Source organism: Gordonia sp. CPCC 206044 (assembly GCF_048537895.1).
GTDB lineage: Bacteria > Actinomycetota > Actinomycetes > Mycobacteriales > Mycobacteriaceae > Gordonia.
The window spans coordinates 1-23,923 of record NZ_JBCLVL010000009.1; the positions used below are offsets into that span (position 1 = coordinate 1).

Sequence of the window (23,923 nt, forward strand, 5' to 3'; positions counted from 1 at the left end):
GCCGTCACTGGCGCTCGCCACACCGCGGCGAACACCTGACCTCATTCTCACAGTCTCGATACGTTCTCGGCTTTGCGCCTCGAACTACTCGACCGGCGAGAAGGAGCGACCGGCGAGAAGGAGCGACCGGCGAGAAGGAGCGACCGGCGAGGAGGAGCGACCGGCGTGTGGGGGTGTCCGGCGTGTGGAGCGACCGGCGTGGTGCGCGAGGGTTCTGGTGGTCGAGTAGTTCGAGCCGTGTGATGGTCGAGTAGCTCGAGCCGCTAGGCGAGAGCGTATCGAGGCCTTGGGGCTTGGTCTCGATACGTTCTCGGCTTTGCGCCTCGAACTACTCGACCGGCGTGTGGGGAGTGACCGGCGTGTGGGTCACCGGCGCGGGGAGCGACCGGCGAAACGGAGAACGTGCTTACGTCACTCGCCGGTGAAGACCGGCTTCTCCTTGTTGGCGAACGCTTTCGGGCCCACCTTGGCATCCTTGCTCTTGAACACCGAGATGCCCAGCTTGGACTCGAGCTCGAAGGCCTCGAGTTCGTGCATGCCCTCGGTGTCGCGCATCGTCTTGAGGATCGCCTGCACGGCCAACGGGCCGTTGGCGGCGATGCTCTCGGCGATCTCCAGCGCCTTGTCGAGTGCGGAGCCGTCGGGGACGACGTAGCCGATCAGTCCGTATTCCTTGGCCTCTGACGCGGTGATGTGCCGGCCGGTCAGCAGCAGGTCTGCGGCGATCGTGTACGGGATCTGTCGGGGTAGGCGAACTGCGCTGCCGCCCAAGGGGAACAGGCCCCAGCGTGCCTCGGCGACGCCGAACTTGGCCTTCTCGCCTGCGACGCGGATGTCGGTGCCCTGCAGGATCTCGGTGCCACCCGCGATGGCCGGCCCCTCGACCGCGGCGATGAGCGGCTTGGTCAGGCGTCGACCTTTGAGCAGGGCGGGCAGGCTGGCGGGATTCCAGGACCCCTGATCGACGGTGTCGCCGGGGGAGTTCTTGTTCATCGCCTTGAGGTCCATACCGGCGCAGAACGCGCCGCCCGCACCGGTGAGCACGGCCACCCGGATCTCGGGATCGTTGTCCACGCGGTCCCAGGCGTCGACCATGATCGACATCATCTCGGCCGACAGCGCATTACGGGCCTCCGGCCGATTCATCGTGACGATCAGAACGTGGCCGCGCTTCTCGACGAGGCAGTGCGGAGCCTGGTCGGTGGAGTTGTCGGAACCGGCAAGTGTGGTCATCGTCGTCCTCGCGAATCCATGGATGATTGCTGCTTGCTCAGAACGATAACACGTTCTAATTTTGAAGCCATGGCCTATACGATTGCCGACCTCATCGAGCATGCCGTCGACCTCGTCCCCGAGCGGACGGCCCTGGAATCCGACGGCGTGAGTCGCACCTACGCCGAACTCGAGGCGCGTTCCAACGCGCTCGCCCACAAACTCCGCGACCTCGGTGTGCAGCCGGGGGATCGAGTGGGGTTGTACAGCCGAAACACCATCGAAGCCGTCGAGTCGATGGTGGCCATCTTCAAGGCCCGCGCGGTCATGGTGAACGTCAACTACCGGTATGTGGAAGCCGAACTCGAGCACATCTTCACCGACTCCGGGATGAGTGTGCTGATCCATGAGCGTCAGTACGCCGACCGGGTGTGGAACACGTTGCCGAAAGCGCCGTCGATCCGGCATCGGATCGTCGTCGAGGACGGCAGCGACGCGCAAGCCCCCGGCCTCGACAGTGCGATCCGATACGAGGACGCGATCACGGAATCGTCGACCGCGCGCGACTTCGAGGAGCGTTCCGACGACGACCTGTACATGCTCTACACCGGCGGCACCACCGGTAAGCCCAAGGGCGTGGTGTGGCGCCAGGAGGACGTGTGGCGCGTTCTCGGCGGTGGAATCGACTGGTACACCAGCACTCCCGTGGCCGACGAATGGCAGTTGGCCCGCGAGGGCGCCGACGGTGGGCAACTCGTGCGGTTCCCGATCCCGCCGTTCATTCACGGTGGCTCGCAGTGGGCGATCTTCCAGGCGCTGTTCGGTGGCGGAAAAGCGGTGGTGTATCCCGACTTCAGTGGAGATCGCGCCTGGGACATCATCGCGAAGCACAAGGTCAACGTCGTGTTCATCACCGGAGATGCCATGGGGCGTCCGATGATCGAGGCGCTGGCCGACAACGACGACCACGACCTGAGCAGCGTGGTGTCCATCGCATCGTCGGCGTGCCTGTTCTCGCCGAGCGTCAAGGAACAGTTCATCGATCGGTTCCCGAATGCGGTGATCATCGATGCCATCGGGTCGTCGGAGACCGGATTCGGCGGTCTCGGTGTGGCGTCGAAGGATTCGCCGCACACCGGCGGGCCACGGGTGAACGCCGACAGCGAGACACATGTGCTCCGTGAAGACGGCACCCCGGTCGAACCGGGCAGCGGCGAGATCGGCGTACTGGCCCGTACCGGCCACATCCCGCTGCGCTATCACAATGATCCGGAGAAGTCGGCCAAGACCTTCAAGGAGTTCAACGGGGTCCGCTATTCGCTGCCCGGCGATTTCGCGCAGATCGAGTCCGACGGTGCGATCACGATGCTCGGCCGCGGTTCGGTGTCGATCAACACCGGCGGCGAGAAGGTGTTCCCGGAGGAGGTCGAGGCGGCCCTCAAGGCCCATCCCGACGTCTTCGACACCGTCGTCGTCGGCGTCGCCGACGAGCGCTGGGGGCAGCGGGTGACCGCGGTCATCGCGACGCGTGACGGCGCGCGGCCCGCGTTGGCCGACCTCAATGACGTGGTGCGCAAGGAACTCGCGGGCTACAAGTGCCCGCGCAGCGTCTGGTTCGTCGACGAGATCAAGCGGTCGCCGGCAGGCAAACCCGATTACCGGTGGGGTGCCGGCATCACCCAGGAACGACCCGCGGACGAGGCGCTGTAGGCGCCGGAGAAGAGTGACAATGCGTACCGAACTCGCCGAGCGCTTCGGCATCGACTACCCGATCTTCGGGTTCACTCCGAGCCAGGACGTGGCGGCCGCGATCAGTCGCGCGGGCGGTATGGGCGTGCTGGGTTGTGTGCGTTTCAACGACGCAGACGAACTCGACGAGGTCCTCGAGTGGATGCACGAGAACACCGACGGCAAGCCGTTCGGCGTCGACATCGTGATGCCTGCAAAGATCCCCACCGAGGGCAGCAAGGTGGACCTCGACTCGATGATCCCGCCGGAACACAAGGCGTTCGTGGAACGCACCCTCGCAGATCTGGGTGTGCCGCCGTTGCCCAATGGGGAGCGCGTGGACGCCGGTGTCCTGGGGTGGCTGCACTCGGTGGCGCGTTCGCACGTCGACGTCGCCATGGAGCACACCCGTAAGTACGGTCAGATCAAGCTGATCGCCAACGCGCTCGGTTCCCCGCCGGCCGACGTCATCGCGACCGCACACGACAACGGTGTCGCGGTGGCGGCGCTCGCCGGTGCGAAAGACCATGCGCTACGCCATGTCGAGGCGGGTGTGGACATCGTCATCGCGCAGGGATACGAGGGTGGTGGACACACCGGTGAGGTCACGTCGATGATCCTCTGGCCGGAGTTGGTGGATGCTGTCGGCGACAGCGCACCGGTGCTCGCAGCCGGCGGTGTCGGCAGCGGGCGGCAGGTCGCCGCAGCGATCGCGCTCGGTGCACAAGGGGTCTGGATGGGGACCTACTGGTTGACCGCAGCCGAGTACAAGCTCGGAATCGAGCCCGGTGCACAGGGGCCGTCGACGGTGCAGCGCGCGCTGCTGAGCGCGACGTCGCGCGACACGGTGCGCCGCCGGATCTACTCGGGCAAACCGGCGCGACTGCTCAAGACCAAGTGGACCGACGCCTGGGATGCGCCCGGAGCCCCTGACGCGCTGCCCATGCCGTTGCAGAATCTGCTCGTTGCGGAGGCGCATGCTCGGATCTCGGCGGCCGACGACCCCGAGGTGGTCGCCATGCCGGCCGGTCAGATCGTCGGACGCTGCAACGAGATCACGCCGGTCGCCGACATGATCGCCGACATCGTCAGCGAGTACGAACAGGCGGTGGCGAGGTTGAACAAGACGCTGGGTTGAACAGAACGTGGGGCTGAGGTCCCACACCGCCGCTACCGGAGCGGGCCGTCGCGACAAATGATGTCGTGGCGGCCCGCTCCGCGTTCAGAGTCGGGTGTGTAACCGGAGCTCCTGGACGGTGGCTCCCCAGATCTCGTCCGTGCGTCGGCTTCCATCGGGGGTCCATCCGTCACGCAGGTAAAAGCGTTGTGCACGTTCGTTTCCCGCGAGTACCCACAAGAACGCCTCGGTACGTCCGAGTTCGGTCAGCCTGGTGCGCGCGGAGGACATCAGTACCCGGCCCACGCCGAGTCCCCAGGAATCCGGATCCACGTAGAACGACCAGATCTCGCCGACCGCTCGGCTGTCGACACCCCGCGCCGGGCCCAGCGTCACATGTCCGTGGATCATTCCGACTTCGTCGGCCGCGACAAGCGTCTGCGGGTCGTCACGCCCGGTGAGGCCGAACGTGTAGCGAGTGGCACGATCAGCGGGCCGCATCCCGTCGAGGCCCTCATCGGGCAGCAGGCCCCGGTAACCCGTCTGCCATGCGCGCACATGTTCTCGGGCGACGCCGATCGCGTCGTCCGGGGTGGCCCCGCGTACGACGAGCATGCACGAATCGTGTCAGAGTTCAGGTGTGCGGTCGACCGAAATACCGACATCCATCCGACGACGACCTTCACCCGCCCGCGGGACAGGGCGGGTTCTCACCGCTAGCGGTAGGTGTGGCCCTCACGTACCCAGGTGGGCGGTTCGGCGGCGTCGCGCAGGACGCGTTTGACCGTCTTGAACGTGGCGGTCTCGGGTAGCGCGTCGACGATGCGGATCCGATGGGGCCATTGTTTCGGGCCGAGATCGCCTTGTGTGGCGAGGAAGTCGGTCAACTCGGACGCGGTGAGAGCACCCTGCACAACGAGGACGGCCTCGATCTCGTCACCGATCTCCACCGCCACACCGAAGACCGCAACCTGACGAATCGCGGGATGGCGCAGCAGGATTCGCTCGATCGGTCCGGTGGCGAGATTCTCGCCGTCGACTCGGAGCCAATCGCCCAGGCGGCCCGCGAAGTAGATGTAGCCCGCATCGTCGACCCATGCCAGATCGCCGGTGTGGTAAACGCCGTCGCGCAATCGCTCCTCGGTGGCATCGGGGTCACGGTAGTACCCGTTGAAAAGTCCGGGCCCAGAAGTGTTCACGAGTTCTCCCACCTCGCCGGGTCCGAGCGGCGCGCCGGTCTCCGGGTCGACGACGGCGGTCGGCGCACGAAGAGGGCCGAGGGCGTCGTCGGGTGTGTCGGGGGTGCGGGTGATGGCCACCCCGCCCTCGGTGGAACCGAAGCCGTCGATCACCCGGCAGCCGAAGCGTTCGGCGAACCGTCGGCGATCACGCGCGGACGCCTCGTTGCCGTACATGATGCGCAACGAGCATTTGGCATCGTCGTCGGATGCCTCGGTGGCGAGGATGTAGTTCAACGGTTTGCCGACGTAGTTCGCATACGTGACGCCGTACCGTCGCACATCGGCGACGAAGCCGCGGGCAGAGAAGCTGCGGCGCAAGGCGATCGACGCTCCGCCGGCCACCGCGACCGTCCAGCCGGCGATCATCGCATTCGAGTGGAACATCGGCATGGACAGGTACACGACATCGTCGGCGCCGATCTCGAACCTGTCGGCGAGCATCTTGCCCGCGGCGGCAAAGGTTCGGTGGGTACACCGGACCGCTTTCGGATCGCCGGTGGTGCCCGAGGTGAAGATCAGCATGAGCAGGTCGTCGCCGTCGACATCGGCCCGGTGCGGCGCAGACGGGCCGACGTGGGTGGCCACCTGCCGTTGCCACCGGTCGGAGTCCACGTTGATCACCGGGACGCCGAGATCGAGGCCGTCCACCAGCGCGGCGGTGTCGTCGGACACGAACACGACCTGGCAGTCCGCCCGTGCGACGTCGGCGGCCAGCGATGCCCCGCGCCGCGTGGTGTTGAGTCCGGCGATCACGTAGCCGTCGAGGACTGCCCCGGCGATCAGCGATGCGAACTCGGGTGTGTTGGTCAGCAGGACCCCGACATGCGGTGGTCCGTCGTCGCTCAGCAGGCCCCGAACCGCAGCGGCCACGGCACCCGCGTGACCGAGATGGTCCCGCCAGGAGACGAATTGCCCCTCGAACCACAGCCCTCGATCGTCGACGTCGGCGAGTGGTGTCAGCAGCGAGGTCAGCGTGGCCGCCGCGGTGTCGGTGGTCATGGATCAGGCCGGGGCTGCCGCGAGCTCGGCGCCGATGGCACGCAGCACGACCGGTGCCGAGCCGAGAGCGAACTCATTCTGCTTGGCGCGCAAGAAGTACCGGTGCACCGGATGGCTGGTGTCCAGGCCGACTCCACCGTGGACGTGCACCGTGGTGTGGGCGACACGGTGGCCTGCCTCGGCGGCCCAGAACTTGGCGGTCGCGATCGCGGTGTGGATCTCCACGTCGGCGCCGGCACTGTCGCCGGTCTGTGACAACAGCCAGGCGGCCTGGGTTGTGGTCAGCGAGAGGCCCTGTGCGTCGATGTAGCCGTCGGCGAGACGTTGCGCGACAGCCTGGAACGAGCCGATCTGCCGACCGAACTGCTCGCGTTCGCGGGCGTACTCCGCGGTCAGCTCGAGTGCGCGCGACACGATTCCCGCCTGCTCGGCGCAGATCGCGAGGGTCATGCGGTCGGCGAGCTCGACCACCGCGGTGAGCCCTCCACCGAGGATGCGATCGGCGTCGATCGGCACGTCGGACAGGTCGAGTTGCGCGGTCGGGATGCGGCCCGTGGTCGGCGTGGCGGTGACGCGTACCCCGGGGTCGTCGGCACGCACCACGACGGCGACCGGGCCGTCGGGGCCGGACGCGTTGACCACGTAGACGTCGGCGGCCTCGCCGTAGGGGACGTCGACCTTGGTGCCCGACAGGGTGTCTCCGAGCGTTGTCGCGGGAGTGGTGACGTCGACGCCGAGGTCTTCTTCGAAGGCCACCGTCACGACGATCTCGCCACCGGCAGCGGCACCGAGCGCCCAGTTGTGCAGCGCCGCGGTACCGCGGGCCGCCAGCACGGGCAGGGCGGCGAAGGCGTGCGCACCGAACGGGACTCGCGCCAGGGTCCGGCCGAGTTCCTCGGTGACGACGGAGTTCTCGATCGGGCCCAGGTCGCCGCCGCGATCTCCGGCCAGCGACGACGGCACCTCGAGGCCGAGCAGACCTGCCGTGCCGAGCTCACGCCACAGCGTGTCGTCGATCGGGGCGGACGTGGTCTCGAGTTCGGCGACGCGCTCGGGTGTGCTGACCTTGCCTGCGATGTCGCGGGCGAGACCGCGGACGTCCTCGCCGGATTCGGGGAGTGTGAAATCCATGGTGTGGGGCTTCTTTCGGTTCTCGAGGTGGGGTGTGGTCGGCGGGTTGGTGGTCGTCGGTGGTGGTCTCGATACGCGTCGGGCTCGCAAGCTCGCTCGTCGCTACTCGACCGGCGGGGATGCTGGCTCGATCGGTGGTGCCTGTGGTCTCGATACGCGTCGGGCTCGCAAGCTCGCTCGTCGCTACTCGACCGGCGGGGGCGCTACTCGACCGGCGGGGGCGCTACTCGACCGGCGGGGGCGCTACTCGACCGGCGGGGATGCGGCGGGGGCGGGGCGCCACTCGACCGGCGGTGCGGGTCAGCGGCGGGCGGCGGGCAGACCGAGGGCGAGCATGCCGATGATGTCGCGCTGGACCTCGTTGGTGCCGCCGCCGAAGGTCAAGATCAGCGACGTGCGCTGGAACCGCTCGAGGCGTCCGTTGAGGTGTGCTCCCGTGGAGCCCTGACGCAGCGTCGCGGCCGGACCGACGACCTCCATGAGCAGCCGGTACGCCTCGGTGGCGAACTCGGTGCCGAAGACCTTGGTGGCCGACGCATCGGCCGGACTCGGTGCGTCGCCGGACGCGGCCTGCGAGGCGATCTTCCAGTTGATCAGCTTCAGGAACTCGACCTTGGCGTGCACGCGGGCCAGGTTCGACTGCACCCACGGTGCGTCGATGACACGCTGACCGTCGCCGGTCTTGGTCTGCTGCGCCCACGCGATGGTCTCGCGCAGGGCGGTCTGGATGGGCGCCGCGCTGCACAGCGCCACGCGCTCGTTGTTGAGCTGGTTGGTGACCAGCGCCCAGCCGCCACCTTCCTCGCCGACGAGTGCAGACGTCGGCACGCGCACGTCCTGGTAATAGGTGGCGCTGGTGTCCACGCCGGCCATGGTGTGCACCGGCGTGTAGCTGAAGCCCTCGGAGTCGGCGGGCACGATCAGCATCGAGATGCCCTTGTGCTTTTTGCCGCCCGCCTCGAGGGTCGAGGGATCGGTACGGCAGGCGAGCCAGATGTAGTCGGCGTAGGCGACCAGCGATGTCCACATCTTCTGGCCGTTGATCACGTAGTCGTCGCCGTCGCGAACCGCGGTGGTGCGCAGTGCAGCGAGATCGGTGCCCGCGCCCGGTTCCGAGTAGCCGATGGAGAAGTGCAACTGACCGGCGGCGATCTTGGGCAGGAAGAACGATTTCTGCTCGTCGGTGCCGTAGTGCATGATCGTCGGCGCCACGGAGTTGATGGTCAGGAACGGCACCGGTGCGCCGGCGATGGCGGCCTCGTCGGTGAAGATCAACTGGTCCATCATCGAGCGGTTGTGGCCGCCGTACTCGGTCGGCCAGCCCAACGCGAGCCACCCGTCGGATCCCATCTGGGCGACGACATCGCGGTACGCGTCCCCTTCGCCGATCTCCCCGTCGCCTCCGCTCAGTGCGGCGCGACGGTCGTCGGTCATCAGCGCTGCGAAGTACGAGCGCAACTCCCGACGGAGTTCGGCCTGTTGTTCGGTGTATGCGATGCGCATCGGGGTCTCCGTGTCCTTTTCGGATGGATGAGATATTTGGTGGTGAAACGCTGCGGACAGCCCTGTGGCGGCGAACACATGCTCGCCAACTTCTGAAACACGTTCTAACCTGTTCAACACAGCCCGTCAACCAGACGATCAGTCGGGAGAAGGAGTATCGGTATGCGAATCAAGGCAGATTTCGACCTGTGCGAGTCCAACGCCATCTGTGTGGGTATGGCACCTGATGTCTTTGACCTGGACGACGACGACTACCTGGTGATTCTTCAGGAGGACATCCCCACCGAGCGTGAAGAGGAGCTGCGTCAGGTTGTCGCGAGTTGCCCGAAGTCGGCGCTGAGTCTCGAGTGACGACATCGCACCAATTCTGACCAACCGGTTCCGGTCTGAGCGCGATCATGCTAGAACAGGTTCTAGTTTTTCTGCAGCCTCGGGAAAGGAACTGGCGTGGGTCGGTCGTTGGATGGACGTGTGGCGGTCGTCACCGGAGCCGGTGCGGGTCTTGGGCGAGCTGAGGCCATCGGCCTTGCCGCGCAAGGCGCATCGGTGATCGTGAACGATCTCGCGAGTTCGTTGGAGGCAAGTGATGTCCTCGACGTCATCGCAGCCGATGGTGGCCGGGGGGTCGCTGTCGCCGGTGACATCTCGGACTCGGCGACCGCGACCGAGATCATGCGCACCGCAACCGAGGATCTCGGCGGCCTCGACGTCGTGATGAGCAACGCCGGGATCACCCGGGACAAGATGCTGTTCAACATGTCCGACGACGAGTGGGACCAGGTCATCCGTGTTCATCTGCGCGGACACTTCCTGCTCAACCGCAACGCGGCGAGCCACTGGCGTGCCGCCTCCAAGGCGGCAGGCGGCCCGGTCTACGGCCGACTCATCAACACGTCGTCGGAGGCCGGGTTGCTCGGGCCGGAGGGGCAAGCCAACTACGGGGCGGCCAAGGCGGGTATCACCGCCCTCACGTTGTCGGCGGCGCGTGCCCTGCGGCGGTACGGCGTGCGGGCCAATGCCATCTGCCCGCGTGCGCGGACGGGTATGACCGAAGCGGTCTTCGGTGAGGCCCCGACGGACGGTGTCGATCCGCTGTCCCCCGAGCACGTCGTTCGCCTGGTGAACTTCCTGGCGTCCGCCGAGGCCGACGACGTCACCGGTCAGGTGTTCGTGGTCTATGGTCCCAAGGTGATGCTGATGGCTGCTCCGACGGTGGAGGAGACCTTCACCGCGGTCGGTGACGCGTGGGACTCCAGTGCTCTGACGAAGACTTTGACCAGCTACTTTGCCGGTCGAGACGCCAACCGAATGTTCTCGGCGAGTGAACTGGTCAACTGACCAGATCTGAGTAGGGGTGCGTGATAGGTTCGCGATGCTCCGTGCGAGCACCGCGGCCTAGGGTACCCGGGGGGTAAGGAGTGCTGGTGTTAGAGAAGCTCGCCGCGCCTATGTCAGGCGTAGGGGACTTCGTCTCACTGGGGGTCGAATCGACGAGGGAGTTGCTCCGTCGTCCATTTCAGTGGCGTGAGACGGTCGAGCAGTCGTGGGCGATCGCCCGTGTGTCGATGGTGCCCACATTGCTGGTGGCCATCCCGTTCACGGTCCTCGTCAGTTTCACCCTGAACATCCTCCTGCGCGAGATCGGTGCGCAGGATCTCTCGGGGGCGGGCGCGGCGCTCGGCACGATCACACAGATCGGACCGATCGTCACCGTGCTCATCGTCGCAGGCGCCGGTGCCACCGCGATCTGCGCAGACCTCGGTGCCCGGACGATCCGCGAAGAGATCGACGCGATGAAGGTGTTGGGTATCAACCCGATTCATCGCCTCGTGGTGCCGCGCATCATCGCGTCCACCGGAGTCGCCGTGCTGCTGAACAGCCTCGTCTGCACCATCGGTATCGGCGGTGGCTTCATGTTCTCGGTGTTCCTGCAGGACGTGAACCCCGGCGCATTCATCGCCAACCTCACGTTGCTGACCGGATTCGGGGAGCTGATGATCTCCATGGTCAAGGCGGCGTTGTTCGGCCTGTTTGCCGGCATGGTCGGCTGTTATCAGGGACTGAACGTCAAGGGCGGCGCAAAGGGTGTCGGCGACGCCGTCAACGAGACCGTCGTGTACTCGTTCATGGCGCTGTTCGTCGTCAACGTCGTCGTCACGGCGGTCGGACTCAAGGCAACGGCGGGCTGAGGCATGGTTCTTCCCTTCACCACCCGGCTCCGTACTGCCCGCATCGCGGTCAAGCGCGCAGGCGAAGACTGGGATCAGATCGGCGATCAGGCCTTCTTCTATTGGGACAGCCTCGTCGCGATCCCCCGTGCCATCAAGCACTACAAGAAGGAAACCCTGCGCCTCATCGCGGAGATCTCGATGGGCACCGGTGCGCTGGCCATGATCGGCGGCACCGTCGTGGTGGTCGGCTTCCTCACTCTGTTCACCGGCGGAACCATCGCGGTGCAGGGCTACAGTTCGCTGGCCAACATCGGTGTCGAGGCGCTGACCGGCTTCTTCTCGGCGTTCATCAACGTGCGCATCGCGGTCCCCGTCATCGCGGGCATCGCGCTCGCGGCGACGATCGGCGCGGGCGCGACGGCGCAACTCGGTGCCATGAGGGTCAGCGAGGAGATCGACGCGCTCGAGACGATGGCGATCTCCTCCATTCCGTACCTGGTCAGCACCCGTATCGTGGCCGGATTGATCGCGATCATCCCGCTCTACGCACTGGCATCACTGGCCTCGTTCGTCGCCAGCCGTTTTGCGACGGTGGTGCTCTACGGACAGTCGCCCGGTGTCTACGACCACTACTTCGACACGTTCCTGATCCCGTCGGACATCCTCTGGTCGTTCGTGCAGGCGATCTGTATGGCGGTCGCGGTGATGCTCATCCACACCTACTACGGGTACAACGCCTCCGGCGGGCCGGTGGGCGTCGGCGTCGCGGTCGGGAACGCGGTCCGCGCCTCCCTCGTTGTTGTGGTCGTGATCACACTGCTCACCTCGCTCGCCATCTACGGCGCCGATGGCAAGTTCAACCTGGCGGGATAGACGACGATGGCAAAACGACAGGAGCGCAGCCGGGCGGTCCGGCGCACGGCGGCAGTGATCATGGTCGGCTCGTTGGTCGCGATCATCGCGGCCGCGGCCGGACAGTTCCTCGGCTGGTTCGACTCCACCCAGCGCGTCACCCTGCAGGCTCCGCGAGCAGGCCTGGTGATGAGCCCCGACGCCAAGGTGAAGTTGCGCGGCGTCGAGGTCGGGCGGGTCCAGTCGATCAGTGAGAGCGGTGGTCACGCCGTTCTGTACCTCGACATCGCGTCCGATCAGATGTCGCAGATCCCGGGCAACGTGAGTGCCGACATCAAGTCGAACACGATCTTCGGTGCCAAGGCGGTCAACTTCGTGGTGCCCGACGACGGCCCCGCCGGAACGCTGCAACCGGGACAGACCATCGATGCCCAACACGTGGTCGTCGAACTGAACTCGGTCTACCAGCAGCTCGTCAGTGTGTTGGCGAAACTGCAGCCGGAGAAGCTCAACGCGACGGTCGGTGCGATCGACACCGCGTTGTCGGGCAACGGGGACAACATCGGCAAGTCGATCGACCAACTCTCCCGGTTGCTCGGCAAGACCAACAAGCATCTGCCCGAACTCAATCGGATGCTGAGCGAACTCGTCACCACCACCGACGTGTACGCCGATTCGGCACCGGACCTGATGCGCACCATCGACAACTTCACCCATATCGGTGACACGTTGGTGGACAACTCGGCGAACCTGGACGCCTTGCTGATCAACGCGACCGGGATGGCCGACACCATCAACGGCGTCATCGCGCCGTCGAAGAAGAACCTCATCTCGACGTTGTCGAATCTCGATCCGGTCTCCCGGTTGATCGGTTACCAGTCGCCCGGCATCAAGTGCTTCCTCACCACCAGTGCGAAGGCCGCCGACATCGCCAAGCCGTACATGGGTGGCAAGAACGGGACGCTGCTGCTGTACGCGGGTCTGCTGCCGGGTAAGGAGCCCTACCGGTATCCGCAGAGTCTGCCGCGAGTGGGCGCCGAAGGACCACCCACCTGTGCGGGCGGTCTCAGCGATCCGACGAGCAAGGAACACTCGAAGTTCTATGTGACCGACAACGCGCAGGTTCCGTACCAGCCGCGGCAGCAGCCGAAGGCCAACCGCGAGAAGCTGTTCCAACTTTTGTTCGGGGAGCCGCCACGTGGATAACCGCGCACGCGCATTCCGCGCGACACTGATCAAACTCGGCGCCTTCGCCGTGGTCATGGTGCTGGTCTTCGCCGGCCTGGTCATCGTGTTCAGCAACTACCGCTCCGGCAGCTCCGACGACTACCGGGCGCTGTTCAGCAGCGCGTCGGCGATCAAGGGTGGCAGCAAGGTCAAGATCGCAGGCGTCGAGGTCGGCAGCGTCGGCAACGTGTCGCTCAACCAGGACAACGAGGCCGAGGTCAAGTTCTCCGTGGACGACAAGTACCGGCTGCCGAAGTCGGTACACGCGTTGATCCGCTACGAGAACCTGACCGGCGATCGGTACCTGGAACTGCAGCAGGGCGCAGGCTCGGCCGACGAGTTCCTGCCGGCAGGCGGCGAGATCCCCATCGACCAGACCGAACCCGCGCTCGACCTGGACAAGCTGCTCGGCGGATTCAAGCCGCTGTTCCGCACGCTGAACGCCGACGAGGTGAACGATCTGTCCGCGTCGTTGGTGGCGGTCTTCCAGGGGCAGGGCCCGGCATTGAACAAACTCCTCGGCGACACGGCGTCGTTCACCAGCGCCCTCGCCGACCGCGACCAATTGATCGGCAGCGTGATCGACAATCTCAACACCACCTTGGGCACCCTCGAGGGCGACCGCAAGGGACTCGACACCAGCGTGGACCAACTACAGAAACTCGTCAGTGGCCTGTCGGCGCAGCGCGGCACCATCGGTAACGCGCTGACCGAGACGTCGAAGACGACCACGGGTCTGGCAGACCTGCTGCAGACGACCCGGCCGGACATGAAGCAGATGGTGGCCAACACCGGCAGCGCCTCACAGGAACTGTTGAACGCCGAACCGTACCTGCGGTCACTGCTGCCGCGGCTGCCCACCGACTACAAGAAGCTGTCGAACCTCGGTAGTTACGGATCGTGGCTGCAGATCTACTTCTGCCGGATCCGCCTGCTACTCACGGGCCCCGGCGGCAAGGAGTACTTCTTCACGTCCAACGACGTGCTCGGAGACACCACCAAGGCAGGCGGGCGGTGTTCGGCGCAATGACGAAACCGTTCAGCGGCCTGTTCTCGGTCCGACGCAGTGACTCCGACGAGGCCGATGCCGCGCGCGAGGAGAAGCGCACCGGACGCAGCCGCTCCGAGCTGGGTGTGATCGGTGTGGTCATCCTGGCCATGGTGGTCGTGGTGGCCATGCAGATGGACAAGCTGCCCTACATCTCTCCGATCAGCACCTACACCGTCTACTTCGACGACGCGGGCGGTCTGGTCAAGGGCGACATCGTGACGGTGTCCGGCGTGGACGTCGGCACGGTGGAGGGCATCTCCCTCGCGCCCACCGATCGCGGCACCAAGGCTGCGGTCAAGTTCCGGATGAAGGATCAGATCGCCATGGGTGTCGACTCCCAGGCCGCGATCAAGACCGAGACTGTGCTGGGCCGACGCAACCTCACGATCGTGCCGCGTGGTCCGGGCCGGATCGCGCCGGGAGACGAGATCGCCAACGAGAACACGGTGGCGCCCTACTCGCTGACCGACGCCCTCGACGACGCGACGTCGACGCTGTCGAAAACCGACACCGGCCAGCTGAACGAGGCCCTCGACACGTTGTCGGCGACGTTCTCCGACACCCCGGATCAAGTCAGGGGTGCGGTGAACGGTGTTGCGCGACTGTCGAAGTCGGTCGCCGACCGTGACAACGCGTTGCGCGAGCTGTTGGCGAAGGCCAACGACGTCACCAAGATCCTCGGTGATCGCAACCAGCAGATCAACAAGCTCCTCGTCGATGCCAACTCGCTGCTCGGCGAACTGCAGTTCCGGCAGTCGGCGATCTCGGAACTCATCACCGGCACCCGCGATGTCTCCACCCAGATCTCCGGATTCATCAAGGACAACAACGAACAGCTGAAACCCGTTCTGAACAAGCTCGATCGGGTGACGGAGATCCTCACCGACAACGAGAAGAGTCTGAAGGAGACGATCGATCGCCTCGGTCCGTTCGCCAACGCGCTCGGTGAAGCGGTCGCCAACGGTCCCAACTTCGACTCACTGGTGGGCGTCAGTACGTTCGGTGACTACACCGCGACCTTCATGAAGCTGCTGCAGCAGAAGTACCCAGAGGCATGGAAGGCGTTCAACTACAGCGGGTTCCCGCTCCTGCCGCAGGCGTGGAGCGAGGCCAAGCGCACCGGGCCGTCGGCAAAGACACCCAGGTCAGGGGGCTGACATGAGACTTGGCATGCGATTTTGGACGATCATCGCGATCGTGGTGCTGGTGGCTCTGGCGGTCACGGGCGGTTACTACGGATTCCGCGCGGCGACCGAGAAGACGATCACCGCATACTTCCCGTCGGTCACCGGTCTCTACAACGGTGACCCGGTCCGGGTGCTCGGCGTCGACGTGGGACACGTGTCGTCGATCGCCCCGCGCGAGGGCGATGTCAAGGTCGAGCTGACCGTCGACAAGGACACCCCGATCCCGGCCGACGCGAAAGCCGTCGTGGTGGCGCAGAGCCTGGTGTCGGGCCGGTTCATCCAGCTCACCCCGGTCTACGCCGGCGGCCCCCAGCTCGAGGACGGCAATGCGATCCCGATGGAACGCACCGCCGTACCGATGGAGTGGGACGACGTCAAGAAGCAGCTGACCCAGCTGACGAAGGCCGTCGGTCCGGAAGGCGCCAAGGAGGGGTCGGCCGCCCGGGCCATCGATGTCTTCGACAAGAACCTCGGCGGCAACGGTGAGGCGATCCATCAGTCGATCACCGAGCTGTCCGACGTGATGGGCACGCTCTCGGCAGGCCGCGGTGACCTGTTCGCCACGATCCGCAGTCTGCAGAAGCTCACCGACGCACTGCAGACCAGCCACGAGCAGCTCGTCCAGTTCAACGGACGCATCGCTTCGGTGAGTGACGTGCTCGCCGACAACTCGAATGCCCTCGACGACGCGTTGCACAACCTGGACTCTGCGATGGGCGACATCCAAGGGTTCATCGGACAGAACAAGGACGCGCTGGTGTCGTCGGTGAGTCACCTGCAGGACACCACCCGCATCTTGGCGGAGAAGGACGACAAGGTCCGCGGGGTCCTGCATTCGGCGCCGAACCAGCTGGCGAACTTCTACAACATCTACAACCCGTTGACCGGTTCGCTCTCCGGTGTCTTCGGCCTGGGCATGGGCAACAATCTGATCACGCTGCTGTGCGGGACCATGGAAGCCAACAATCGCCCCGGTCAGAGCCATGTGGATGTCGCGAAGTGCGTCGACGTGCTCGGGCCGATGCTGTCGTCCATCGCCGTCGCATACCCGCCGTTCCTGGCCAATCCGGTGACGGGAGCCAACGCGGCGCCCGGCCAGGTGACCTACCAGGATCAGAGCGTCAAGGCGCGAGCACAGGCGGGGGTGCGTGCGCAGGACGCCCAGACGCGTCGTGACAACGGCGGCGGTGGCCTCGGCGACCTGCTCGTCCCATGGGGTGGTGAAGGATGATGCGGAGACTACGCGCGGCCTTCGTACTGGTCGTGATCGTCGCCGTGGCCGCGGCGTGTGGGATCCCGACCCTCAACAGCATGCCGGTACCCGGTGCCCAGGGCACCGACAACGGTTCCTACGAGATCAGTGCGGTCATACCGTCGGCAGCCGGGCTCGTCCCGAACGCTCCGGTGATGATCGACGACGTCACGGTCGGCAGCGTCGGTCAGATCCAGGTGCAGAACTGGAACGCCGAGGTGCCGATCCGTCTCGACGCAGGGACCAAGGTGCGCAAGGGTTCTCACGTCATGGTCGGCATGACCAGTGTGCTCGGCTCCACACATCTGGAGATCGTGCAGCCGGAGAAGTCCGACGGATACCTCGCCGCGGGCGACCAGATCCCACTGCCGAAATGCCCGCAGCAGAACAACATCGACCGTCCGACGGCGGCGCCGGTGGCCGACATCAACTCGGCTCAGATGGTGCCGGGATGTTCCTACCCGACCACCGAGCAGGTGCTGAGCTCGTTGTCGGTGGTGCTCAACGGAGGCGGCCTGTCGCAGTTCGGCGACATCGTGCACGAGATGAATCAGATCTTCGACGGGCGCCAGGACACCATCACCAAGTTGGTGCCACGGCTCAACACCCTCGTCGCCGACCTCGACGGTCAGACATCGAACATCGTCGCCGCGATGCAGGGGCTCGATCGACTCACCGGGACGGTCAACCAGCAGTCGGCCACGATCGAGAAAGCGCTTGCCGACGGTCCCAAGATCCTCGGTCTGCTCAACGATCAGCGCGAGCAGTTCGTGACGGCGCTCAACTCGTTGCGCAAGCTGTCGGTGACCGCCAACGACGTGCTCGACGCCAACAGCCAGGACATCAAGACCATCGTCGCGAATCTGAAGCCCGCGCTGGCGCAGCTCGCGGCGGCAGGGCCCTCGCTGCCCGCGTCGCTGAAGATCCTGCTGACCTTCCCGTTCCTCGAGGAGACCATCCCGCAGATCGTCAAGGGTGACTACGTCAACTCCGACCTCGTGTTGGACCTGACCTTCGAGAAACTCAACAGCAGCATCTTCCGGTCGGTCAGCGTGGTCGGCCCGGAGGGGGTCGCGGGTAAGCCCGCGGGTGCGGCCAAGCAGGGCATGAACCCGTTCACAGCGCCGTTGAAGCCCGGCGGTGAGAAGCGGCCGGACAGCAAGAACCCGGTGCCGGCGACCGATGTGCTGCCGAAGATCCAAGATCTGCTGCCAGGGGGTGGTCACCGATGAAGATCACCCGCTTCGTCCGGATTCAGCTGACGATCTTCGCGATCGTCACCGTGGTGGCGATGGTCGCGATGGCCATCTTCTACATCCGGCTGCCTGCCATGGCGGGCATCGGGCGGTATCAGGTCAATTTGAATCTGCCCAGCTCAGGTGGGCTGTACGAGAACGCGAACGTCAGTTTCCGCGGCGTGAACGTGGGCAAGGTGGATTCGGTGCACCTCACCGAATCCGGTGTCCAGGCGACCCTGTCCATCGACAGTTCCAGCAAGATCCCGGCATCGTCGGCGGCCGCGGTCCGCAGCGTGTCCGCCGTGGGCGAGCAGTACGTGGAGTTCACCCCGCAGCCGGATGGGCCCAGCGGTGACCTGTACGACGGTTCGGTGGTGAGCAGCGACGACGTCCCGGTGGAGATCTCCTCGATGCTCGACCAGGCCAACCAACTGCTCGACAAGGTCGGCGACACGAAACTCCGGTCGCTGATGGACGAGGCGTTCACCGCGTTCAACGGCACGGCCGAGGATCTGCGCCGACTGTTGGATTCGATGATGCTGCTCGTCGACGACGCGGACAAGAACTCCGATGTGACCATCGATCTGGTCCGGCAGGCCGGACCGTTGCTGGCCACCCAGTCGAACACCGCGGACGCGATCCGTTCGTGGACGTCGGACGTCACCAAGGTGACCGATCAGCTGCGGGCCAACAACCCGGAGATCACCGACATCCTGCAGAAGGGGCCGTCGACGGCGTCGCAGGCGCAGGACCTGTTCTCGTCGATGGACGAGACCCTGCCGATGCTGCTGTCGAATCTCGGTGTGGCGTCGAAGACGTTGGCCGTCTATTTGCCCAATCTCAAGCAGGTGCTGGTGATCTACCCGCGCCTGATCAACGCCCTGCTCACCGCCCTCAACGTGGGCGACCCGGAGTACGGGCCCAGCGTGATGTTCTCGCTCGGATTCCAGGATCCGCCACCGTGCACCGTCGGCTTCCTGCCGCGGTCGCAATGGCGAAACGCGTCCGCGCAGACGGCACGCGAACTCCCTCCCGGCATGCTGTGCCGGGTGCCGCAGAACGCGCAGGTCGCGGTCCGCGGTGCACGCAACTACCCCTGCGTGGAGTTCCCGGGTCGGCGGGCGCCGACACCCGAGGAATGTCGCACCGGCTACAAGTCGGTGCCCGGCTCGAACGACGCGTTTCCCAACGGTCTGCCCGGGATCAAGCTGCCCAACGAACCCGCTGGGTACGTCACTCAGGGAACGCCGTCCAACCATGAGGCCGGACCGGCCGTCTACGGCACCACGTACGATCCGAAGTCGGGAGACTTCATCGGTCCGGACGGCAAGACATACAACGCCGGTACCGGACAGAATTCGCAAGGACAGAAAAGCACATGGCAGAGCATGATCAGCCGAACCGTGCACGGATGAGTGAGCGGAGCCCAGGAGACGGACCCGTCCGATCGGCCCCGATGCGCCGGTTCGGCCGCCGCAAGGCGACGTCGGCACAGTCCGTCGAATCCGACACCGCCGACACCGAGGGCACGGTCGGGGACAAGACGGCAACCGAGAGCGCAGCGACCGATAGCGCGGCGACCGATAGCGCGGCGACCGAGTCGCCGACCGGTGACGTCACCAAATCGGGCGCTGAAGGTTCGGGCGCAGAAGGTTCGGGCGCAGAAGGTTCGGGCGCAGAAGGTTTGGGCGCAGAAGGTTCGAGCGCAGCGGACACCGAGGCCGCCGAGGGCTCGTCCGACGAGTGGGTCTCGGCAGCGGGCACGTCGTCCGGTGATGTGGTCGCTGATGTCGACGGAGGTTCCGGCACCGCGGTTTCGGACGCAGCGGTTTCGGACGCAGCGGTTTCGGACCCAGCGGTTTCGGACACCGCCGACTCCGACAACTCGGTCGCGCCGGATCCCGAAGACCTCGAGCGAGGCCTGACCTATCGGGAACGGCGTCGTCGGCGCGAGAGCGGATCGTCGGCGGCCGCTGCGGCCACGGGCGAGGGCAAGGTTCGTTACCGGGGCGCTCGGCGCGGCGGTGCGAAGAAGTTCGCGGCGATCGCCGCCTGCTCGATCGTCATCATCGCCTGTCTCGTGGCGACCGCGGTGTTCGCGATCGGGATCGGCCGCGACGAGCACAAACAGGATCTGCGCGCGCAGTATTCGACGTTCGCCCGCCAGATGGTCGTCGACCTCACCACCCTCAACGCCGACAACGTCGACGACGCGATGAAGACGTTGGAGGACAAGACGAGTGGTCGCGCGCATCAGCAGATGCAGAACTCGATGAAGCAGGCGACCAGTCTGGTCCGCGACCAGAAGCTGGATACCAAATCGACTGTCCTCTCCGACGCGGTGACCCACGCGACCGATGACGAAGGCACGGTGATCCTCGTCTACGGGTGGCAGATGAAGCCGGAGAACCCGAAGGAAGAGATGATCGTGCAGACCTTCCGGTGGCGCGTTCAGATCACCCGCATCAACGACGACCTGAAGATGACCGATTTCGAGTGGGTGACCTGATGAAGCTGACCGCAAGCAGATTGGTGGCAGCGATCCTCGGTGTCCTGCTGGTGGCTTCGGCCGTCGCCGCCGGATTTCTCGGCTACCGCTATTGGGATGTGCACGGCACCGAGCAGGCCCGCGACTCGTCGCTCGACGCCGCCAAGCAGTACGCGCAGACGATGTTCGGATACAACCCGCAGAACGTCGAAGAGCATGTGGCACAGTCGAAGAAGGTGCTCACCGGAGGGGCCAAGCCAACCTACGACGATCTCGTGACCAAGAACAATCTGGTCGACGAGGTCCGTAAACAGCAGGTCGTCTCTGACGTGACCATCCAGGATGCAGGTGTCGTCACCAACACCCGGGACTCTTCGACGGTGCTGATCTTCATGAACCAGTCGGTCACCCGGGGCGGCAAGGACCTGGTGAGCCTCGATCCCAGCCGTCTCACGTTCACGATGGTCAAACAGGATGGCGACTGGCTCATCAACGGGATCGATGTGATCACCGACGATTCGTTCCGCAGCCGCATCCAGCAGACCGACACCCCGCCGCCAGGGGCGATCCCGCTGCCCGCGCCCAGCTCCGGTGCGCCGAAACCCACAGGCTGACCATCCGAGACAGGCAAGCCCCACGCCAAGGCGTGGGGCTTGCCTGTCTGTCGGTGTTGTCCCGCACTCGATCCCACAACAGCGCCGGGGCCGGTCACCTCGCGGTGACCGGCCCCGGACTCCTGTGAGAGAGCAGGTTTTTCGACCTCAGGACTCCGAGGTGTACCCCATCGGCATGAGGATGGACTTGTGCTCGAGGTAGGACTCCAGACCCTCACGGCCGTTTTCGCGACCGATGCCGGAGTTCTTGTACCCGCCGAACGGCGACGCGGGATCGATGGCATACCAGTTGATCCCGAGCGTTCCGGTGCGGATCTGCTTGGCGATCTCGATGCCCCGTTCGACGTCGGACGTCCAGATCGACCCTGCCAGACCGTAATCGGAGTCGTTGGCGATCTTGACGGCCTCGTCGACGGTGTCATAGGCGATGACGCTGATGACCGGGCCGAAGATTTCTTCGCGCGCGATGGTCATGTCGTTGGTGACGCCGGTGAAGACCGTGGGCGTCACGTAGAACCCGTTCTCCAGCCCGTCGGGCCGCGTGCCCTCGAGTGCGGCGGTCGCGCCCTCTTCCTTGCCCTTGGCGACGTAGCCCTCGACCTTCTCGCGCTGCTTGGCGGTGATGATCGGTCCGAGCGTGGTTCCCTCGGCGGTGGGCAGACCCGGGGTGAACGACTTCGCGGTCTCGACGATCGCCTCGACGATCTCGTCGTGACGCGACTTGGGCACCAGGACGCGGGTCTGCGCGACGCACGCCTGACCGGCGTTGATCAGTCCGGCCGAGAACACCAGCATGTGGATGTTCGCGGCCAGGTCGACGTCGTCGAGGACGATGGCAGCGGACTTGCCACCCAGTTCGAGTGAGCAGCGCTTGAGGGTCTCGCCGCAGCGGGCGGCGATCGCGCGGCCGGCGACGGTCGAGCCGGTGAAGGTGATCTTGTCGACGTCGGGGTGGTCGACGAGCGTCTTGCCTGCCTCGACTCCGCCCGGCACGACGGAGATGACGCCCTCGGGCACGCCCGCGTCGACGAAGATCTGTGCGAGCAGGTTGGCGTTGAGCGGGGTTTCCGGTGCCGGCTTCAGCACGATCGAGCAACCGGCGGCGAGTGCGGGGCCGAACTTGTTGCACAGCAAGAACAACGGGACGTTCCATGCGATGATCGCGCCGACGACGCCGACCGCCTCACGGGTCACCAGGGTCTCACCGAACAGGCCGGTGCGACGCTCTTCCCACGGGAAGTCGGTCGCCGCCGCGGCGTAGCCCTGCAGGACGCCGGTGGCCGGGAGTTGTTGCAGGGTGGCCACATCGGTGGGGGTGGCGCCCATCTCCGCGGACACGAGGTTGGTGATGTCTGCGGTCCGCTCGTTGATCAGGTCGGCTGCGCGGTTCAGCACCGCGGCGCGCTCGGCGGGCGTCTTGTCGCGCCAGACGCCGGACTCGAACGCGGCGCGGGCGGTCTTCACCGCGGTGTCGACGTCCACCTCGTCGGCCAGCGGGACCGATCCGACCCGTTCGCCGGTGGCCGGCGAGAAGACCTCGAGGGTCTCGCTGGAATGGGGATCGACCCACGTGCCACCGATGAACAACTGCGGTTGGTCGCCGGCGCCGACGAGGGCGGCTGCCGGGCGGGACTCGACGGTCTCGGTCATGAATTGTGCTCCTGGGTGGTGGTGTGAACTACTCCACACCCGATACTAGAACACGTTCTAATTGTGGGCCAGGGGTCCCCGGCGACCGGGTGCCGAAAATGACTGCACAGACGACGGAAAACAGGGCATCCGCCGCATCGGAGCCGGCGCCCGCCGAATCCGAGACGCGCCGAGGCCAGAGCATCGGACTTCGGTGGACGCGGTGAGTCAGAGTCCGAAACGGATCATGTCCGACAGGCCCGCGACGACCTCGTGCAGCACTCCGACCTGCGCGGCGACGGTTGTGCACTCGAGGAGTTTCTGGCGGTCGGCGGCACCGATGGGCAACCGGGTGGCCCATCCGAACACGCCGTGAGCGAAGAGGTCGGTGGTGTCGAAGACGGGGAGTCCGTCGGCGATCGCGGCCGGTCGTCGGGTGGCGACCTCGTCGACGAACGAGGTCAACGCGTCTCGCAGTTCGGTGAGACGCACGTCGTCGGCGGCCTCGCCCGCCGGTTCGGGCAGCGTCTCGACCACGGCGCGTGGATACGGATCGTCGGGCAGCCACTCGACCACTCGAAATCGTTCGCTGCCGGTGCACATGAGCGCGGCACGGCCGTCGGGCGCGCGCTCGACTTCGTCGATCTGCGCGAAGGTGCCGATGTCGGTGCGGACGTCACCGCCGCCGACCTCGTGCCCGCGGGCGATCAGCACGATGCCGAATCCGCGGTCGGCGTCGAGAACGTCGCCGAGCATCTGTCGGTAGCGGGGCTCGAAGATCCGCAGCGGCAACACTTCGCCGGGCAGCAGGGCGGTGCCCAGTGGGAACATCGGCGTGACCGACACACCCGCCCCGCTGTCGGCGGTGTTCATCGACGGAGTCAGGCGGTGGGTTTGGCGTCGAGGACGACCTCGAACTCCAGGAGATCGGCGCCGGTGGCCACCGGCTTGGCGCGCTCACCCGAATGCGCTTCCCGGGCCGGACCGGAAGCCCACGCCTGGAAGTCCTCCTCCGATTCCCACTGGGTCACCACGAAATACCGATCGTCGCCCTTGACCGGTCGCAGCAACTGGAATCCGAGGAATCCCTGGGAGCCGTCGACCGAATGGGCCCGGTTGGCGAAACGCTTCTCGAGTTCGGGTCCGGCACCCTCGGGTACCGAGATCGCATTGATCTTCACAACTGCCATGCGGTCAGCCTACTGGTCGGACGCGTCGCCCCGCGTCGCTTGTGCGGATCATTGACACGCCACTAGGAGACATCGCTGCCATACCCTGGAGTC

The 23,923-nt window shown here is 65.8% G+C and carries 22 protein-coding genes; 14 read left to right on the plus strand and 8 right to left on the minus strand.

What is annotated here, in order from left to right; all coding sequences use genetic code 11:
• Positions 1-411: 411 nt before the first annotated feature.
• Complete coding sequence (locus AAFP35_RS15400; protein ID WP_419222513.1) at positions 412-1,233, minus strand: crotonase/enoyl-CoA hydratase family protein; 822 nt, start codon at positions 1,231-1,233, stop codon at positions 412-414.
• Between the two features lie 69 nt (positions 1,234-1,302).
• On the opposite strand from AAFP35_RS15400, the gene AAFP35_RS15405 reads away from it, so the two are divergent.
• Both AAFP35_RS15405 and AAFP35_RS15410 read left to right on the plus strand, forming a co-directional pair.
• The gene (locus tag AAFP35_RS15405; RefSeq protein WP_419222514.1) at positions 1,303-2,922 is read left to right on the plus strand and encodes an acyl-CoA synthetase; all 1,620 of its coding nucleotides are present in this window, start codon (positions 1,303-1,305) and stop codon (positions 2,920-2,922) included.
• A 19-nt stretch (positions 2,923-2,941) separates the two neighbouring features.
• Positions 2,942-4,078: an NAD(P)H-dependent flavin oxidoreductase gene (locus tag AAFP35_RS15410; RefSeq protein WP_419222515.1), complete on the plus strand. Its 1,137-nt coding sequence runs from the start codon at positions 2,942-2,944 to the stop codon at positions 4,076-4,078.
• Positions 4,079-4,162: 84 nt separating this feature from the next.
• Here the strand turns inward: AAFP35_RS15410 and AAFP35_RS15415 are convergent, their stop codons facing one another.
• The 4 genes from AAFP35_RS15415 to AAFP35_RS15430 all read right to left on the minus strand — a co-directional run bounded on the left by AAFP35_RS15415 (position 4,163) and on the right by AAFP35_RS15430 (position 8,931).
• Positions 4,163-4,672 (minus strand): N-acetyltransferase family protein, encoded by a 510-nt coding sequence (locus tag AAFP35_RS15415; RefSeq protein WP_419222516.1) that lies wholly within the window; start codon positions 4,670-4,672, stop codon positions 4,163-4,165.
• 101 nt (positions 4,673-4,773) lie between these two features.
• Positions 4,774-6,297, minus strand: coding sequence for a long-chain-fatty-acid--CoA ligase (locus tag AAFP35_RS15420; protein WP_419222517.1), 1,524 nt, complete (start codon positions 6,295-6,297; stop codon positions 4,774-4,776).
• A 3-nt stretch (positions 6,298-6,300) separates the two neighbouring features.
• The gene (locus AAFP35_RS15425) at positions 6,301-7,428 is read right to left on the minus strand and encodes an acyl-CoA dehydrogenase family protein (RefSeq protein WP_419222518.1); all 1,128 of its coding nucleotides are present in this window, start codon (positions 7,426-7,428) and stop codon (positions 6,301-6,303) included.
• A 300-nt stretch (positions 7,429-7,728) separates the two neighbouring features.
• Positions 7,729-8,931, minus strand: a complete 1,203-nt coding sequence (locus tag AAFP35_RS15430; protein ID WP_419222519.1) for an acyl-CoA dehydrogenase family protein — start codon at positions 8,929-8,931, stop codon at positions 7,729-7,731.
• A gap of 162 nt (positions 8,932-9,093) precedes the next feature.
• Here AAFP35_RS15430 and AAFP35_RS15435 point away from each other — a divergent pair, with 162 nt between their 5' ends.
• The 12 genes from AAFP35_RS15435 to AAFP35_RS15490 all read left to right on the plus strand — a co-directional run bounded on the left by AAFP35_RS15435 (position 9,094) and on the right by AAFP35_RS15490 (position 21,011).
• Positions 9,094-9,282 (plus strand): ferredoxin, encoded by a 189-nt coding sequence (locus AAFP35_RS15435; RefSeq protein WP_419222520.1) that lies wholly within the window; start codon positions 9,094-9,096, stop codon positions 9,280-9,282.
• Positions 9,283-9,378: 96 nt separating this feature from the next.
• On the plus strand, positions 9,379-10,269 hold the full coding sequence (locus AAFP35_RS15440; protein WP_419222521.1) for a 3-oxoacyl-ACP reductase: 891 nt from the start codon (positions 9,379-9,381) through the stop codon (positions 10,267-10,269).
• Between the two features lie 86 nt (positions 10,270-10,355).
• On the plus strand, positions 10,356-11,120 hold the full coding sequence (locus AAFP35_RS15445; protein ID WP_419222522.1) for an MlaE family ABC transporter permease: 765 nt from the start codon (positions 10,356-10,358) through the stop codon (positions 11,118-11,120).
• 3 nt (positions 11,121-11,123) lie between these two features.
• Positions 11,124-11,975, plus strand: coding sequence for an MlaE family ABC transporter permease (locus AAFP35_RS15450; protein ID WP_419222523.1), 852 nt, complete (start codon positions 11,124-11,126; stop codon positions 11,973-11,975).
• 6 nt (positions 11,976-11,981) lie between these two features.
• On the plus strand, positions 11,982-13,160 hold the full coding sequence (locus AAFP35_RS15455; RefSeq protein WP_419222524.1) for an MCE family protein: 1,179 nt from the start codon (positions 11,982-11,984) through the stop codon (positions 13,158-13,160).
• Complete coding sequence (locus AAFP35_RS15460; protein WP_419222525.1) at positions 13,153-14,211, plus strand: MCE family protein; 1,059 nt, start codon at positions 13,153-13,155, stop codon at positions 14,209-14,211. Before AAFP35_RS15455 ends, AAFP35_RS15460 begins: the two co-directional genes overlap by 8 nt.
• Entirely contained in the window at positions 14,208-15,389 is a 1,182-nt protein-coding gene (locus AAFP35_RS15465; RefSeq protein ID WP_419222526.1) for an MCE family protein, read from the plus strand. The genes AAFP35_RS15460 and AAFP35_RS15465 overlap by 4 nt, the downstream gene beginning before the upstream one ends.
• A gap of 13 nt (positions 15,390-15,402) precedes the next feature.
• Positions 15,403-16,650 (plus strand): MCE family protein, encoded by a 1,248-nt coding sequence (locus tag AAFP35_RS15470; RefSeq protein ID WP_419222527.1) that lies wholly within the window; start codon positions 15,403-15,405, stop codon positions 16,648-16,650.
• A complete protein-coding gene (locus AAFP35_RS15475) occupies positions 16,650-17,903 on the plus strand; it encodes an MlaD family protein (protein WP_419222528.1) in 1,254 nt (417 codons plus the stop codon). Before AAFP35_RS15470 ends, AAFP35_RS15475 begins: the two co-directional genes overlap by 1 nt.
• Positions 17,900-19,324 (plus strand): MCE family protein, encoded by a 1,425-nt coding sequence (locus tag AAFP35_RS15480; protein ID WP_419222529.1) that lies wholly within the window; start codon positions 17,900-17,902, stop codon positions 19,322-19,324. The genes AAFP35_RS15475 and AAFP35_RS15480 overlap by 4 nt, the downstream gene beginning before the upstream one ends.
• On the plus strand, positions 19,321-20,418 hold the full coding sequence (locus AAFP35_RS15485; protein ID WP_419222530.1) for a hypothetical protein: 1,098 nt from the start codon (positions 19,321-19,323) through the stop codon (positions 20,416-20,418). Before AAFP35_RS15480 ends, AAFP35_RS15485 begins: the two co-directional genes overlap by 4 nt.
• Entirely contained in the window at positions 20,418-21,011 is a 594-nt protein-coding gene (locus tag AAFP35_RS15490; RefSeq protein ID WP_419222531.1) for a hypothetical protein, read from the plus strand. Before AAFP35_RS15485 ends, AAFP35_RS15490 begins: the two co-directional genes overlap by 1 nt.
• 147 nt (positions 21,012-21,158) lie before the next feature.
• Here the strand turns inward: AAFP35_RS15490 and AAFP35_RS15495 are convergent, their stop codons facing one another.
• From AAFP35_RS15495 to AAFP35_RS15505, 3 genes are all read right to left on the minus strand, one after another.
• Positions 21,159-22,661, minus strand: a complete 1,503-nt coding sequence (locus tag AAFP35_RS15495; RefSeq protein WP_419222532.1) for an aldehyde dehydrogenase — start codon at positions 22,659-22,661, stop codon at positions 21,159-21,161.
• 207 nt (positions 22,662-22,868) lie between these two features.
• Entirely contained in the window at positions 22,869-23,471 is a 603-nt protein-coding gene (locus AAFP35_RS15500; protein WP_419222717.1) for an LON peptidase substrate-binding domain-containing protein, read from the minus strand.
• Positions 23,472-23,521: 50 nt separating this feature from the next.
• On the minus strand, positions 23,522-23,830 hold the full coding sequence (locus tag AAFP35_RS15505) for an antibiotic biosynthesis monooxygenase family protein (RefSeq protein WP_419222533.1): 309 nt from the start codon (positions 23,828-23,830) through the stop codon (positions 23,522-23,524).
• Positions 23,831-23,923: the final 93 nt, after the last annotated feature.

Coding starts and splice junctions, on each gene's coding strand:
- AAFP35_RS15430 (WP_419222519.1), bottom strand. CDS start 8,931: ATGCGCATCGCATACACCGAACAACAGGCCGAACTCCGTCGGGAGTTG.
- AAFP35_RS15495 (WP_419222532.1), bottom strand. CDS start 22,661: ATGACCGAGACCGTCGAGTCCCGCCCGGCAGCCGCCCTCGTCGGCGCC.
- AAFP35_RS15400 (WP_419222513.1), bottom strand. CDS start 1,233: ATGACCACACTTGCCGGTTCCGACAACTCCACCGACCAGGCTCCGCAC.
- AAFP35_RS15470 (WP_419222527.1), top strand. CDS start 15,403: ATGCGATTTTGGACGATCATCGCGATCGTGGTGCTGGTGGCTCTGGCG.
- AAFP35_RS15490 (WP_419222531.1), top strand. CDS start 20,418: ATGAAGCTGACCGCAAGCAGATTGGTGGCAGCGATCCTCGGTGTCCTG.
- AAFP35_RS15455 (WP_419222524.1), top strand. CDS start 11,982: ATGGCAAAACGACAGGAGCGCAGCCGGGCGGTCCGGCGCACGGCGGCA.
- AAFP35_RS15420 (WP_419222517.1), bottom strand. CDS start 6,297: ATGACCACCGACACCGCGGCGGCCACGCTGACCTCGCTGCTGACACCA.
- AAFP35_RS15410 (WP_419222515.1), top strand. CDS start 2,942: ATGCGTACCGAACTCGCCGAGCGCTTCGGCATCGACTACCCGATCTTC.
- AAFP35_RS15435 (WP_419222520.1), top strand. CDS start 9,094: ATGCGAATCAAGGCAGATTTCGACCTGTGCGAGTCCAACGCCATCTGT.
- AAFP35_RS15425 (WP_419222518.1), bottom strand. CDS start 7,428: ATGGATTTCACACTCCCCGAATCCGGCGAGGACGTCCGCGGTCTCGCC.
- AAFP35_RS15405 (WP_419222514.1), top strand. CDS start 1,303: ATGGCCTATACGATTGCCGACCTCATCGAGCATGCCGTCGACCTCGTC.
- AAFP35_RS15475 (WP_419222528.1), top strand. CDS start 16,650: ATGCGGAGACTACGCGCGGCCTTCGTACTGGTCGTGATCGTCGCCGTG.
- AAFP35_RS15505 (WP_419222533.1), bottom strand. CDS start 23,830: ATGGCAGTTGTGAAGATCAATGCGATCTCGGTACCCGAGGGTGCCGGA.
- AAFP35_RS15415 (WP_419222516.1), bottom strand. CDS start 4,672: ATGCTCGTCGTACGCGGGGCCACCCCGGACGACGCGATCGGCGTCGCC.
- AAFP35_RS15500 (WP_419222717.1), bottom strand. CDS start 23,471: ATGTTCCCACTGGGCACCGCCCTGCTGCCCGGCGAAGTGTTGCCGCTG.
- AAFP35_RS15480 (WP_419222529.1), top strand. CDS start 17,900: ATGAAGATCACCCGCTTCGTCCGGATTCAGCTGACGATCTTCGCGATC.
- AAFP35_RS15465 (WP_419222526.1), top strand. CDS start 14,208: ATGACGAAACCGTTCAGCGGCCTGTTCTCGGTCCGACGCAGTGACTCC.
- AAFP35_RS15450 (WP_419222523.1), top strand. CDS start 11,124: ATGGTTCTTCCCTTCACCACCCGGCTCCGTACTGCCCGCATCGCGGTC.
- AAFP35_RS15485 (WP_419222530.1), top strand. CDS start 19,321: ATGAGTGAGCGGAGCCCAGGAGACGGACCCGTCCGATCGGCCCCGATG.